We start from the raw sequence: 13,876 nt of genomic DNA on the forward strand, positions 1-13,876 counted from the left end.
TGCGGACTATGACCAGCTCAGCGGACCAGCGGTCCACCCACATCGTCGACGTGCTCACCGAGGAGTTCGGCGCGTCGATGGCGATCGACCCGGCCGCCTTCCGCCGCAAGTTCCGCAAGATGGCGGCGTCGCCATTCGCCTTCTACCGGGGCAGCGCCGCGCTGTTCTACGCCGACCAGCTCGGCGACTTCGCCGACGACCGGTTCTCCGACGAGCAGACCAGCCGGGTGTGGATCCACGGTGACCTGCACGCGGAGAACTTCGGCACCTACATGAACGCCTCCGGGCAGCTGGTGTTCAACGTCAACGACTTCGACGAGGCGTACGTCGGGCCGTTCACCTGGGACCTGCGCCGGCTCGCGGCCAGCGTGGCGCTGCTCGGCTACGGCAAGGCGCTCTCCGACACGGCCATCGGGGAGCTGGTGGCCGGGTTCGCCCGGTCGTACCTGACCGAACTGCGGGCCATCGCCGCCGGCGGTGACGACGCGATCGGTTCGATCACCCTGGACAACGCCGACGGGGTGCTGCGCCGGGTGCTCCAACGGGCCCGACTCAACACCCGCGTCGACCTGCTGGCCACGCAGACCACCATCGACAACTACGAGCGACGCTTCTCCATCGGCGACGGGGTCTTCGAGATCGACGACGCCACCCGGGACCTGGTCAGCGCCGCCTTCCAGGACTACCTCGGCACCCTGCCAACCGCCTCGACGCAGCTGCGCCCGGTGGCCGCGCGGATCAAGGACGTGGTGCTGCGCAAGGGGGTGGGCATCGGCTCGGCCGGGCTGCCGTCGTACAACCTGCTGCTGGAGGGGCACACCCAGGCGCTGGAGAACGACGTCGTCATCTACATGAAGCAGGCGCAGGTGCCGGCCGTGGCGCGGTACGTCACCGACGAGTCGGTCCGCGGCTACTTCCAGCACCAGGGGCACCGGACCGCCGAGTCGCAGCGGGCGTTGCAGGCGCACGCCGACCCGTGGCTGGGCTTCACCCAGCTGAACGGGACCGGTCAGCTGGTCGCCGAGGTCTCCCCGTACGCCGCCGATCTGGACTGGTCGGACGTGAACGAGCCGGAGGAGCTGACCGGGGTTCTCGTCGACCTCGGCCGGGCGGTGGCCCGGATGCACTCGGTCGCCGACGACGAATCCAGTCACGACCTGGTGGACTACTCCACCGAGGAGGCGATCGTCGCGGCGGTGGACGCCGACGAGCCGGGATTCGTCGCCCACCTGGTGAATTTCGCGCACGCGTACGGGGTGCGCGCCCGCCAGGACCATCAGCTCTTCGTCGACCTGTTCCGCAACGGTCGACTGCCGGGCATCTGATCGGGCACGGCGTCGCTCAGGACGCGAACTCCAGCACCACCTTGATGTCGTCCGGCCCGGGGGTGTACGCGTCGGCGTACCGGTTCACCGGCACCCGCCGGGTGATCAGCGACTCGAGCCAGACCTGGTCGGCGCGGGCGAGCGCCTGCGCGGCCATGGTCCAGTGTCGCCGGTTGGCGTTCACCGAGCCGAACACCACGTTGTTCTCCAGCACCAGCGCCCGGTTCAGCGCCCCGGCGTCGAAGTCGATTTTCCGGCCACCGCTGGACACCCCGGCCAGGCAGACGATCCCGGTGGGGGCCGCCTTGCACATGACGTCGAGGACCACCGTGGGAGCGCCGGTGCACTCGATCACCACGTCCGGCTCGAAGGGCAGGTCGTTGACCGGCACCGTGTGGTACGTGGCGCCGAGCCCGGCGACCAGCTCCGGCTTCGGCCCCTCGGTGTTCCGGTCCAGCACGTGCACGGTGAGCCCACGCTGGGTGCCGAGCAACGCGGCCAGCAGACCGATCGGCCCGGCCCCGGTCACCAGGACGGTCTGCGGCTGCCACTCGGCCCGGTGCCCGATCCGCTCGATGTGGTCCCAGGCCTTCGCCACCACACTGGTCGGCTCCAGCAGCACGCCCACCTGGGCCAGCGCCGGGTCGAGCGCGACAGCGAACCGCGGTTCGACCCGCCAGCGGTCCCGGGCGAACCCGGCCAAGCCCTTGATGCCGTGTTCGGTGTACTGACCGTTACGGCACATGTCCCACTCGCCGACCGCGCAGTTCGAACAGGGCACCGGGTCGGGATACCGGACGATCCCAGCCACCAGATCACCGGGTTGCAGGGTGCCGCTGGAGTCCTCGATCACCCGGCCCAGTGACTCGTGCCCGATGACCAGGCGGTCGGCGCCCGGCGGCGCCTCGCCGTACTCCCCGGCGATGATCTCGTGGTCGGTGCCGCAGATCCCCACCGCCAGCGCCTCGACCAGGACAGAGCCCTCCTCGGCAGCCGGCTCGGGCTGATCCTCGACGAGGCTCAGCGAGTTGGCGACTCCGGGTCTCACTGTCACAGCGCGCACGCCCTCATCTTTCCCCGCCGCGGGGTGCGACGCGCCCAAAGCCGGCAGATCGCTGGGCATCGGCGGCGGCCAGGCGTGGGCCCGGCCGGCACTAGGATCAGCGGCATGACTCCCGAAGAGGTCGGCGCTCGGCTGGTCGCGCTGCTCGCGCCGGTTGAGGCGACCCCGTCGGTCTCCGGCGGGCAAAGGTTCGCCCGGGCCACAGTCGATGTGCCGCCCGCGAGTTGGCTGACAGCGGTTTCCGCCGCCCGTGACGACGCCGAGCTGGCCTGCGACTTCTTCGACTGGCTCTCCGCGGTCGACGAGTTGGCTGAGGGCTTCGACGTGGTGGCGCACCTCTGGTCGACGCGACTGCGGCACGGTCTGCTGCTGCGTACCCGGCTGCCGCGCGGCGAGCCCACTGTCGCCTCGGTCGTCGACGTCTACCCCGGTGCCGCCTGGCACGAGCGGGAGACGCACGAAATGTTCGGGATCGACTTCGCCGGCCACGGGGAGCTGCTGCCGCTGCTTCTGCCGCCGGAGTTCGAGGGTCACCCGCTGCGTAAGGAGTTCGTGCTGGCCTCCCGGGTGGCGAAGCCCTGGCCGGGCGCGAAGGAGCCGGGCGAGTCCGAGGCTGGCGGCGGGCGTCGACCGATCCGCCCGCCGGGCGTTCCCGCCCCGGGCGAGTGGGGGCCCACGCCCACCCCGGCCGGCGCCGGTGGGGTGGGGGAGGGTCCGCGTGGCGGCACCCCGGCCAGACCGGCCCGTGAGCGTCCGGCGCGGCCTGCCCCGGGGGTCCGTCCGGCGCGTACTCCCCGACCGGCCGGCGCCACCGACGGCCCGGCCCCTGCCGACCAGCCCGCGCCCGACGCCGGCCCGGCTGCCAAGCCCGCGCCCGACGCAGGCCCGGCCGACCAGCCGGCGCCCGACGCCGGCCCGGCTGCCAAGCCCGCGCCCGACGCCGGCCCGGCTGCCGAAACCGTGCCCGGCGTTGACGGGGCCGACCGGGCCGCGCCCGGCGCGGCCGCACCTGACCAGCCCGACGCCGGCCCGGCCGCGTCGGGTGGCGAGCCGATCGCGGACCCGCCGGGCCGCGAGGGCCGGAGCGACCACGACGGGGGTACGGCCTGATGCCGCTCTGGGTGGAGTTGGTGATCCGGATCGGCGGCGTGGTGGTCGCGTTCCTCACCCTGCCGTTGCTTGTCGGCCAGGCCGAGCACAAGGTGATGGCGCACATGCAGGGCCGGCTCGGCCCGATGTACGCGGGCGGCTTCCACGGCTGGGCGCAGCTCGTGGCCGACGGGGTCAAGTTCGTGCAGAAGGAGGACATCACCCCGCGCGAGGCGGACCGGGCGGTGTTCCGGTTGGCGCCGGCGGTGGCCCTGGTGCCCTACCTGCTGGTGTTGCTCGTCATTCCGCTCGGTCCGAACGACCTGGTCGGGCAACCGTTGGACATCGGCCTCTTCTTCGTGCTGGCAGTGGTCGGCGTCGGGGTGGTGGCGGTGCTGATGTCGGCGTGGGCGTCGGCCAACAAGTACAGCCTGCTGGGCGGGTTGCGCGGGGCGGCCCAGTTGCTCGGTTACGAACTGCCGCTGGTGCTGGCCGCCGCGTCAGTGGCGATGGCGGCCGGCACGCTCAGCCTGTCGGGCATCGTCGAGGCGTGGCAGCCGTGGTGGCTGCTCTGGCAGGCACCCGCGATGATCATCTTCTTCGTCGCCGGGTTGGCCGAGATCCGTCGGCCACCGTTCGACATGCCGGTGGCCGACTCGGAGCTGGTCTTCGGCTACATGACCGAGTACACCGGTCTGCGGTTCGCGTTCTTCCTGCTCGCCGAGTACGTCGGCATCGTGGTGATCGCCGCGCTGACCACTGTGCTGTTCCTGGGGGGTTGGCAGGGCCCGTTCGCCGACGACCAGCTGGGCTGGCTCTGGACACTGCTCAAGATCTTCGCGGTGTCCTTCGTGATCATCTGGCTCCGGGTTTCCTACCCCCGGCTACGCGAGGATCAACTCCAACGCCTCTGCTGGCTGGTCCTCGTGCCCGCGTCCCTGGCCCAACTGGTCCTCACCGCGGCAGTCCGCATAGCCCTGTAGACCCCCACCCGTCCGCGTCGATCTTGCACTTTCTGTCCCGGCAAACGTGACCAAATGGTGCATTTGGGCGTCAGAAAGTGCAAGATCGACGCGTGCGAGGGGGCTTAGCGCAGCGGGGTGTGGGCGGGGTCGACGGGCTCGGCGGGGGGTGGGGGCGGGGTGCCGTCGCCGAACGGGCGGCCGCCGAGCGCTTCCCTGCCGTGTGGGGTGAGCCAGTTGGACAGGTCGGGGCCGAGCGGAACGATCCCGGTCGGGTTGATGTCGCGGTGCACCTCGTAGTAGTGCCGCTTGATGTGGTCGAAGTCGATGGTGTCGCCGAAGCCGGGAGTCTGGAACAGGTCCCGGGCGTACGCCCACAGCACCGGCATCTCGCTCAGCTTCTGCCTGTTGCACTTGAAGTGGCCGTGGTAGACCGGATCGAAGCGGACCAGCGTGGTGAACAGCCGCACGTCGGCCTCGGTGATGGTGTCGCCCACCAGGTAGCGCTGGTCGGTCAACCGCTCGGTGAGCCAGTCCAGCCGGTCGAAGAGCTGGTGGTACGCCTTGTCGTACGCCTCCTGGTTGCCCGCGAACCCGCACCGGTAGACGCCGTTGTTCACGTCCCGGAACACCACTGCGTTCACCTCGTCGATCTGCTCCCGCAGGTGCTCGGGGTAGAGCTGCGGGGCGCCCTCGCGGTGGTACGCCCTCCACTGCGTCGACAGGTCCAGGCTCATCTGCGCGTAGTCGTTGGTCACCACCTGCCCGGTCGGCACGTCCACGATCGCCGGAACGGTGATGCCGCGCTCGTAGCCGGGGAAGCGCTTGAAGTACGCCTCCTGGATGCGCTCGATGCCGAGCACCGGGTCCCGGCCGTCCGGGTCGAGATCGAAGGTCCAGCTCCGGGCGTCGTGGGTCGGGCCGGCCACCGCCATCGAGATGGCGTCCTCCAGACCGAGCAACCGCCGCACGATGATCAGCCGGTTGGCCCACGGGCAGGCCCGGCTGACCGCCAGCCGGTACCGGCCCGGCTCCACCGGATAGCCGTCGCGCCCGTCCTCGGTGATCCGGGTGGCGATGTACCGCTGGTCGCGGGTGAACTCGCCGCCCGGCTCGACGTACTTGCCGCCTTTTTCCTCGCCCACGTCGCCCTCCCGGTCTGGTCAGTGTCTCTACCCAATCCTCGCGGATCTACGGCGCACAGTGGTCCCGGATACCCTGCCGGCATGACGGATGTGGAGGCGGCGGCCCGGCGTTTTATCGCCGATGTGTGGAATGCCCGCCAGGAGGAGTCGGCGTACGAGCTGGTCGCCGAGGAGTGCCCGGGGCTGGGCGGCACCGGGCCGGAGGCGACGTTGGCCTGGCATCGCGAGCGCCGGGCGGCCTTCCCGGACCTCCGCTACAAGATCGTCGACGTGGTCGCGGCGGGCGAGCGGGTGGCAGTGCACTGGCGGGCCGCCGGCACCCACGCCGGGCAGTTCGGGCCGGTCCCGCCGACCGGGCAGGTGGTCAGCTACTCGGGGGCGACGTTCCTGCGTTTCGACGCGGCGGGCCGAATCGTCGAGGTGTGGAGCTGCAACGAGCTGTTCCAGTTGCTGCAACAACTCGGCGTCGAGATGCTCCCACCGGCCGTCGTCAGCGGACCCGGGGCGTGATCCGGCTGATCGGCAGGTGACCGTGCTTCTCGGGTAAGCCCCTGGGGTCGTCGACCTGTGGGTGGTGGTCGCGCGCGCCGTGGCCACAGGGCAGGATGGTCGACATGAGCGACCCCAGCGAGCGCGATGACACCGGCGGACGCGGCCTTCCCGGCGCGGGCCTGGTGAAGGGGCTGGCGGTCACCCTCAAGACGATGACCAGCCGTTCGACCACCCAGCAGTACCCGGACACGGCTCCTGACCTGCCGCCGCGCTCGCGCGGCGTGATCGCCCTGTCCGAGGAGAACTGCACGGTCTGCATGCTCTGCGCCCGGGAGTGTCCGGACTGGTGCATCTACATCGACTCGCACAAGGAGGAGGTGGTGGTGCCCGGCGCCGCCCGCCCCCGCCAGCGCAACGTGCTCGACAAGTTCGACATCGACTTCTCGCTCTGCATGTACTGCGGCATCTGCATCGAGGTCTGCCCGTTCGACGCGCTCTACTGGTCGCCGGAGTTCGAGTACGCCGAGTACGACATCAAGGACCTGCTGCACGACAAGGACCACCTCGGTCAGTGGATGGCCACCGTTCCGCCGCCGCCCGCGCACGACCCGAACGGCGAGCCGGCCAAGGAGGAAACCTCCGCCGCGCGCAAGGCGGCCGCCGCCCGTCCGGCTCCGCCAGCGGTACGCCCCGACGCCGACCAGGACCCGGCGTCGTGAGCGCCCGAGCCGGAAGGGCGTCCCGGTGACCGGGGCGGATGTGCTGCTGCTCGCCCTCGGCGCGGTGGCGGTCGGTGCCGGCGTGCTGGTGGTGACCACCAAACACCTGGTCCGGGCCGGGCTCTACCTGGTGGTGTGCCTGGGCGCGCTGGCCGGTGACTTCCTGGTGCTCGGCGCCGAGCTGGTGGCCTGGGTGCAGGTGCTGATCTACGTGGGCGCGGTAGTGGTCCTGCTGCTGTTCGCGGTGATGCTGACCCGGGCCCCGATCGGCGCCTCCGACGACCTGGACCGGCCCGGGTGGCCGGCCGCGCTGATCGGTGGCGGCGCCGGGCTGGGGCTGGCCGCCCTGCTGGTCGACGCGTACCGCTGGAGCACCGTCAGGCTGCCCGCCGCCGGCACCGCCGAGCGGTTGGGTGAGCAGATCTTCCAATCCTGGGTGCTGCCGTTCGAGGTGCTCTCGGTGCTGCTGCTCTCCGCGCTGGTGGGCGCGATCGTGCTGTCCCGGCCGGACATCGGCAGAGCCGCCCCGCACCGCGACGGCACGGCAGACGACCTGGCCGGCAGCGAGCCCGGGGGGCGCCGGTGAGGCCGGTCATCCCGTACGTCACCGCCGCGCTGCTGTTCGGCCTCGGCGTGTACGGCGTACTGCGCCGCCGCAACGCGGTGCTGGTGCTGATGTCGGTCGAGTTGATGCTCAACGCGGTCAACCTGATCCTGGTCACCGCCGACACGACCGCCCGCGCCGTGCTCCCGCACTCGGGGCAGGTCTTCGCGCTGTTCGTCATCGTCCTCGCCGCCGCCGAGATCGGGGTGGGGCTGGCGATCGTCCTCCAGCTCTACCGGCTGCGGGCGACAGTCGCGGTGGACGACGTTCCGCTGACCGAGTCGCCGGATCCCGTCGGTGGGCGCGAGCCGGCCATCGGAAACTCGGAGGCGGGCCGGTGACCGGGCTGCTCGGGGCGCTGCTGCCCGCCGTACCGCTGGTCGCCGGGCTGCTCGGTCTGCTGCTGCCACCGGCCCCTCGGCGCGACAGCGCGACCGGCGGCGACCGGGCCCGGACGGTCGCCGTGACGCTCGGCGTCACCGGTGCGGCCGGGGCGCTGGCGCTGGCCGTCGCGCTGCTGCTCACCGTCGACGGGCCGACCGAGACGTCGGCCACCTGGGTGGACTTCGGCGGGCTGGCGGTGACCCTCGGCGTACGCCTGGACGGCGCCGCCGCACTGGTCGCGGTGGCGGTCACCACTGTCGCCCTGGCCGTGCAGGTCTACTCGATCGGCTACCTGCGGCGCGGTCCGCACGACGACGTCGACGTGGACCACCGTTACCCGCCCTACGCCGCCCAGATCAGCCTCTTCACCGGTGCCATGCTGCTGGTGGTGGTCGCCGGTGACCTGATCATGCTGTTGGTCGGCTGGGAGGTGATGGGCCTCTGCTCGTACCTCCTGATCGCCCACGACCGCCGACTGGCCGGCGCCCCCGCCGCCGCCATGAAGGCGTTCCTGGTGACCCGGGTCGGTGACGTCGGGTTCCTGCTCGGCATCGCGCTGCTGGGCGTGTCGACGGGCAGCTTCCGGATCGCCGACGTGCTCGCCCACGACCACTCCGGCGCCACGTTGACCGCTGCGGGCCTGCTGCTGCTCGCCGGAGTGGCCGGCAAGAGCGCGCAGTTCCCTCTGCACACCTGGCTGCCGGACGCGATGGCCGGTCCGACCCCGATCTCCGCGCTGATCCACGCCGCGACGATGGTCGCCGCCGGGGTGTACGCGGTGGCCCGCCTCTACCCGCTGTTCACTGCCGCGCCGGTGACGCTGACGGTGCTGGGGGTGCTCGGCGCGATCACGCTGCTGCTCGGCGCGCTCGCCGCCACCGCCCAGGACGACATCAAACGCGTGCTGGCCTGGTCGACAGTGTCCCAGCTGGGTTACATGACAGGCGCGCTGGCTGTCGGTTCACCGTCGGCCGCACTGTTCCACCTGCTCACCCACGCCGCCTTCAAGGCGCTGCTGTTCCTCGCCGCCGGTGCGGTGATCCACGCCGTCGGCACCACCCTGATGTCGGAGATGGGCGGGCTGCGGCGCAGCATGCCTGTGACGTTCTGGTGCACTGTGGTGGGCCTGGGCGCGCTGGCCGGGGTGCCGCCGTTGGCCGGTTTCTGGAGCAAGGACGGCGTCCTGACGGTCGCCGAGTCGGCAGCGCTGGAGGGCACCGGCCCCGCGCCGTCCTGGGTGGGCTGGATCGTCTGGATCGCCGGGCTGGTCGGCGTGGCTGTCACCGCCTGGTACGCGGGTCGGCTGCTGCTGCGCGCCTTCTTCGGCACCCCGCGGCTGCCCCTGGTCCAGCCGCACGATCCGCCGGCCGTGCTGCGCTGGCCGGTGCTGCTGCTGGCCGTGCCGGCCGCGCTGCTCGGTCTGACCGGGTTCGTCGGGGCGTTCGCCGACCGCCTGCGGTTCCCCACCGTCCCGGTGGCGGGCTCCGAGGACGGCCTGGTCCACCTGGGGCCGGGGGTGCTGCTACCGCTCGCCTTCCTGCTGGTCGGCGCCGCGCTGGTGACGTGGGGCTGGCGGCGCGACCCGGCCGCCGACCCGGCCGCCGCGCTGGGTCCGCTGCGGCCGGTCTTCGCCAGCGCGTTCCGGCTCGACGACGTCCAGCGCACCCTCGTGGTACGCCCGGTCCGCGCGCTGGCCCGCGCCGCGCGTACGAGTGACGAGGTGGTGGTGGACGGCGCTGTCGAGGGCAGTGGGAGAGCCGTGTCCGGTCTGGGCGCGGGGCTGGCCGCGCTGCACCGCGCGGCGCTGCCCCGGGCCGCCGCCGGCGTACTGGCCGGCGCGTTGCTGATCGGCCTGGCCGCCGCCCTGTTGGGAGTTGTCCAGTGAGCGCGAGGAGTGAGCTGGGTTTGCGAGCCCCGCAGTCGCGAACAGAGGCGGTCCAGTGAGCGCGAGGAGTGAGCTGGGTTTGCGAGCCCCGCAGTCGCGAACAGAGGCGGTCCAGTGACGCTTGGGCAGGGGTTGCTGGTCGCCGTGCTGGCGGTGCCGGCGCTGGGTGCGGTAGCGGTGGCGGCGACGCCCCGGGACCGGGCGGCCCGGCTGGTCGGTACTGTCGCGGCGGCGTTGACCCTGTTGGCAGCGGTGCCGCTGGTGTTCGGCGGTCGAGGTTGGGTCGCCTGGTCGGCGGACGCGCCGGCGGTGCGCCCGTGGCACCAACTGGACCTGCCCTGGGTGCCCGGTCTGGAGTTGCGCTTCCACCTCGGCGTCGACGGCATCTCCTGGCCGCTTGTGGTGTTGACCGCGCTGCTCACGTTGCTTTGCTGCGCGTACACGATGTGGCGGGTGCCGGACGGCGGCAGCGGCCGGGCGCTCGTCGCGCTGCTGTTGGTGGTCGAGGTGGGCATCCTGGGCACCTTCCTCGCCCTGGACCTGGTGTTGTTCTTCCTCTTCTTCGAGGTCGTCCTGCTGCCGATGTACGCGATCATCGCCGGCTGGGGCGGCACGGACCGGCGTCGGGCGGCCCGGAAGTTCGCGCTCTACACGCTGTTCGGCTCGGTGTTGCTGCTGGTCGGCGTGTACGTCGTGGTCGCCGCCGCCGGCACCGCCGACCTGGTGACGCTGACCGGTGGCGCGGGGATGTCCCGGGGCACCCAGTTGGCCGCGTTCACACTGCTCGCGTTGGCGTTCGCGGTGAAGAGCCCGCTGTGGCCGTTGCACTCCTGGCTGCCCGACGCGCACACCCAGGCACCCACAGTGGGCAGTGTCGTGTTGGCCGGTGTGCTGCTCAAGATGGGCACCTACGGCCTGATCAGGGTGGCGGTGGGGGTGGCGCCGGAGGGTGCCCGTTGGGCGGCGCCGGTGCTCGGAGTGCTCGCCGTCGCCGCGATCCTGATCGGTTCGCTCGTCTGCCTGGCCCAGTCGGACGTGAAGCGGCTCATCGCGTACTCCAGCGTGGGGCACATGGGCTTCGTGCTGCTGGGCGTCGCCACGCTGACCGCCACCGGCATCCAGGCGGCGTTGATCGGCAACGTCGCGCACGGGGTGATCACCGGCCTGCTGTTCTTCCTGGCCGGGGCGGTGAAAGACCGTACCGGCACGGGCACCCTCGCCGAGCTGTCCGGGCTGCGGGAGACCTCGCCCCGGTTGGCGGGTCTGCTCGCGTTCGCGGCGATCGCGTCACTGGGCCTGCCCGGGCTGGCCGGTTTCTGGGGCGAGGCGTTCGCGGTGATCGCCGCCGTGCAGGTGGGCGGCCCGCTCTGGACCACCCTCGGGGTGCTGGCGGCGATCGGTGGGGCGCTCACCGCCGCGTACTTCCTGCGGTTGCTGCGCCAGGTCACCCACAACCGGCCGAGCCCCGCCGTCGGTCAGGTCGGTCCCGGCCTGGCCGGTGCGGAATTGATCGCCTGGGTGCCGCTGGTGCTGCTCGCGTTGGCCATCGGGCTGGCGCCGACGCTGGTCCTCGGCGTCGCCGAGGCCCCCGTCGACGCCCTGATCGGTGTGGTTTCCCGGTGAGCGCGAGGAGTGCAGCGAAGCGGAGCCCCGCAGTCGCGAACGAAGGCAGGTCCAGATGAACGTCGTGCAGAGCGTGGACAGCGTCGCGCTGCTGCCGGCCTACCTGGCCGCCGGCACGGCCGTGCTCGTGCTCATCACCGATCTGCTCGTGGCCCGGCCACGGGCCACCATCGCGGTGGCCGCGCTCGGCGCGCTCGGGACCGCCGTCGGCTCCGCGCTGGTCGGGGCGGGTGCCGAGCGGCGGACGTTCTGCGTGGGCGCCGACTGCTCCTGGATCTTCGGTGGTCGGGCGGCACTGGTCGCCGTGGTGGTCGCGCTGCTTACCCTCGGCGTGCTCGGGCTGTCGGTGCCCGCCCTGCGGGCCGGGCGGTCACCGGTCGGGGAGTACGCGTTCCTGTTGGCCTGCTCGATGACCGGTGGCGTGGTGCTTGGCGCGGCCGGCGACCTGATCACGCTGATCGTCGCCCTGGAGACGCTGACCCTGCCGCTGTACGTGCTGGTCGGCCTGCGCCGGGGGAGCCTCGCGAGCGCCGAGGCGGCGGTGACCTTCTTCGTGGTCAGCGTGGTGGCGACCACGTTGACACTGCTCGGCGCGGCGCTGCTGTACGCGGTGACCGGTGGGCTGCACCTGGACCGGCTCGGCGCGTTGCTCGCCGAGCAGCCAGAGTTGCGGGACCTGCCGTTGACCACCGCCGCCGTTGCGGTGCTGCTGGTCGGCCTGGCCTTCAAGGTGGCGGCGGTGCCGTTCCACGCCTGGGCGCCGGCCACCTACGACGGCGCGCCGCTGCCGGTGGCCGCGTACCTGTCCACCGCGTCGAAGCTGGGCGGCCTGGTCGCCCTGCTCGCCGTGGTGCAACGGGCGCTGCCGGCGGACCAGACCGGTCCGGTGCTCGCCCTGCTCGCCGTGCTCACCATGACCGTCGGCAATCTGGTCGCCCTGCGTCAGCGGCGGACCGTCCGACTGCTCGCCTGGTCGTCAGTCGCGCAGGCCGGGTACATCCTCGCCCCGTTGGGAGCGTTGGCGCTGGCCGCCGGGCGCACTGACGAGGCACGGTCCGCCGCGTACACGGCCGCCGTGGCGTACGCCGTCTTCTTCGTGGTGTTGGAGCTGGCCGCGTTCGCCGGAGTGACAGCGCTGCGGCCGGCGGGTGCGGACGGCGGCACGCTGGACGACCTGCGCGGCGCAGCCCGGCGGCACCCGTGGCGAGCTGGGGCGTTCGGTCTCGCGCTGGTGGGTCTGGCTGGCCTGCCGCCGGGGCTGGCCGGCCTGTTCGCGAAGGTGACTGTGGTCCGGGCACTGCTGGACGGCGGCGCGGCCTGGCTGGCGCTTGTGGTGGCGCTGAACGCCGTGATCGGCCTCGCCTACTACCTGCGGGTGACCGCCGCGCTCTGGGCGCCGACCACGACGCCCGGCCCGGCAGCGGCGCTCGCCGGTGGCGGAGCGTCGGGCGTACCCGTGGTGGGTGTGGTGGCTGTGGTGCTGGCGGTGGCGACGGTGGCCGCCGTGGTGCTCGGCGTCGCCCCGCAGTTGGTGCTCGACCTGGCCGGCCGCTGACCCACCCGAGGCCCCGGTCTCAGTCAACTCTCAGCGTTGAGACGGATGGTTGGCGGGTACCGGGTTGTTACACCGGTCAGCGGATCCCGGCGATCCGTGCACCGAAGGAGACATCGTGCACCACAACCGTCTGAAGACCGCAGCGCTGCTCGGCCTGCTCAGTGCCCTGATCCTGGCGGTGGGCTACTGGTTCGGCGGCAGCGGCGGCCTGGTCATCGCCGTCCTCGTGTCTCTGGTCATGAACGGCGTCACCTACTTCTACTCCGACAAGCTCGCACTGCGCTCGATGGGGGCGCAACCGGTCACCGAGGCGCAGTTCCCCGAGCTGTACCGGATGGTCCGGGAGCTGGCCACCGACGCCCGGCAGCCGATGCCGCGGCTCTACGTCAGCCCCACCGCGCAGCCCAACGCGTTCGCGACCGGTCGCAACCCGCAGCACGCGGCCGTCTGCGTGACCCAGGGCATCACCGAGATCCTCGACTACCGTGAGCTGCGCGGCGTGATCGGGCACGAGCTGTCCCACGTCTACAACCGGGACATCCTGATCTCCAGCGTGGCGGCCGGCCTGGCCAGCATCATCACCCTGCTGGCGAACCTCGCCTTCTTCATCCCGCTGGGCGGCGGGGACGACGAGGACCGACCCAACCCGGCTGTGCTGCTGCTCACCCTGATCCTGGGCCCGATCGCGGCCACGGTGATCCAGTTGGCGATCAGCCGGAGCCGCGAGTTCCAGGCGGACGCCTCCGGCGCCGAGTTGAGCCGCGACCCGCTGGCCCTGGCCAGCGCGCTACGCAAGATCGACGCGGTGGCCCGACGCCGGCCGTTGCCGGCCCAGGGCCAGCTCACCAGCACCGCCCACCTCATGATCGCCAACCCGTTCCGGGGCGGCGGCATGGCGGCGCTCTTCTCCACCCACCCGAAGATGGAGGACCGCGTCGCCCGGCTGGAGCAGATGGCCCGCAACTCGGGGCCGGTGCAGTTCCAGCGCTGACCCGCTGATCCACCGCCTCCGCCCGTACCCGGCCACGCC

The 13,876-nt window shown here is 72.1% G+C and carries 12 protein-coding genes and 1 pseudogene; 11 read left to right on the forward strand and 2 right to left on the reverse strand.

Annotated features, from left to right (window positions below):
- Window positions 1-8: 8 nt before the first annotated feature.
- Window positions 9-1,325: a DUF2252 domain-containing protein gene (locus OG992_RS24290; protein WP_266304395.1), complete on the forward strand. Its 1,317-nt coding sequence runs from the start codon at window positions 9-11 to the stop codon at window positions 1,323-1,325.
- A 16-nt stretch (window positions 1,326-1,341) separates the two neighbouring features.
- On the opposite strand, the gene OG992_RS24295 is transcribed toward OG992_RS24290, so the two are convergent.
- Complete coding sequence (locus OG992_RS24295) at window positions 1,342-2,388, reverse strand: glucose 1-dehydrogenase (RefSeq protein ID WP_238684591.1); 1,047 nt, start codon at window positions 2,386-2,388, stop codon at window positions 1,342-1,344.
- Between the two features lie 105 nt (window positions 2,389-2,493).
- Here OG992_RS24295 and OG992_RS24300 point away from each other — a divergent pair.
- Window positions 2,494-3,072, forward strand: a pseudogene (locus tag OG992_RS24300) (NADH-quinone oxidoreductase subunit C); the annotation flags it as partial.
- A gap of 425 nt (window positions 3,073-3,497) precedes the next feature.
- The gene (locus tag OG992_RS24305) at window positions 3,498-4,460 is read left to right on the forward strand and encodes a complex I subunit 1 family protein (RefSeq protein ID WP_091402514.1); all 963 of its coding nucleotides are present in this window, start codon (window positions 3,498-3,500) and stop codon (window positions 4,458-4,460) included.
- A 104-nt stretch (window positions 4,461-4,564) separates the two neighbouring features.
- Here the strand turns inward: OG992_RS24305 and OG992_RS24310 are convergent, their stop codons facing one another.
- Window positions 4,565-5,584 carry a glutathione S-transferase family protein gene (locus OG992_RS24310; RefSeq protein WP_238687857.1) on the reverse strand — a complete coding sequence of 340 codons (1,020 nt, stop codon included), beginning with the start codon at window positions 5,582-5,584 and terminating at the stop codon, window positions 4,565-4,567.
- 81 nt (window positions 5,585-5,665) lie between these two features.
- Between OG992_RS24310 and OG992_RS24315 the strand changes: the two genes are divergently transcribed.
- The 8 genes from OG992_RS24315 (at window position 5,666) to htpX (ending at window position 13,837) form a co-directional block, all read left to right on the forward strand.
- Entirely contained in the window at window positions 5,666-6,094 is a 429-nt protein-coding gene (locus OG992_RS24315; protein WP_112700493.1) for an ester cyclase, read from the forward strand.
- 95 nt (window positions 6,095-6,189) lie between these two features.
- The gene (locus OG992_RS24320; protein WP_238687855.1) at window positions 6,190-6,795 is read left to right on the forward strand and encodes an NADH-quinone oxidoreductase subunit I; all 606 of its coding nucleotides are present in this window, start codon (window positions 6,190-6,192) and stop codon (window positions 6,793-6,795) included.
- A gap of 25 nt (window positions 6,796-6,820) precedes the next feature.
- Window positions 6,821-7,381 (forward strand): NADH-quinone oxidoreductase subunit J, encoded by a 561-nt coding sequence (locus OG992_RS24325; RefSeq protein WP_266304396.1) that lies wholly within the window; start codon window positions 6,821-6,823, stop codon window positions 7,379-7,381.
- Window positions 7,378-7,740, forward strand: a complete 363-nt coding sequence (nuoK, locus tag OG992_RS24330) for an NADH-quinone oxidoreductase subunit NuoK (RefSeq protein ID WP_266304397.1) — start codon at window positions 7,378-7,380, stop codon at window positions 7,738-7,740. Before OG992_RS24325 ends, nuoK begins: the two co-directional genes overlap by 4 nt.
- The gene (locus OG992_RS24335; RefSeq protein WP_266304398.1) at window positions 7,737-9,668 is read left to right on the forward strand and encodes an NADH-quinone oxidoreductase subunit L; all 1,932 of its coding nucleotides are present in this window, start codon (window positions 7,737-7,739) and stop codon (window positions 9,666-9,668) included. The genes nuoK and OG992_RS24335 overlap by 4 nt, the downstream gene beginning before the upstream one ends.
- 114 nt (window positions 9,669-9,782) lie before the next feature.
- Window positions 9,783-11,291 carry a NuoM family protein gene (locus tag OG992_RS24340; protein ID WP_238687852.1) on the forward strand — a complete coding sequence of 503 codons (1,509 nt, stop codon included), beginning with the start codon at window positions 9,783-9,785 and terminating at the stop codon, window positions 11,289-11,291.
- A 55-nt stretch (window positions 11,292-11,346) separates the two neighbouring features.
- Window positions 11,347-12,846 carry an NADH-quinone oxidoreductase subunit N gene (locus OG992_RS24345; RefSeq protein WP_266304399.1) on the forward strand — a complete coding sequence of 500 codons (1,500 nt, stop codon included), beginning with the start codon at window positions 11,347-11,349 and terminating at the stop codon, window positions 12,844-12,846.
- A 115-nt stretch (window positions 12,847-12,961) separates the two neighbouring features.
- Window positions 12,962-13,837 carry a zinc metalloprotease HtpX gene (gene htpX / locus OG992_RS24350; RefSeq protein ID WP_238687850.1) on the forward strand — a complete coding sequence of 292 codons (876 nt, stop codon included), beginning with the start codon at window positions 12,962-12,964 and terminating at the stop codon, window positions 13,835-13,837.
- Window positions 13,838-13,876: the final 39 nt, after the last annotated feature.

This window comes from Micromonospora sp. NBC_00362 (assembly GCF_026342155.1).
Lineage (GTDB): Bacteria > Actinomycetota > Actinomycetes > Mycobacteriales > Micromonosporaceae > Micromonospora > Micromonospora hortensis.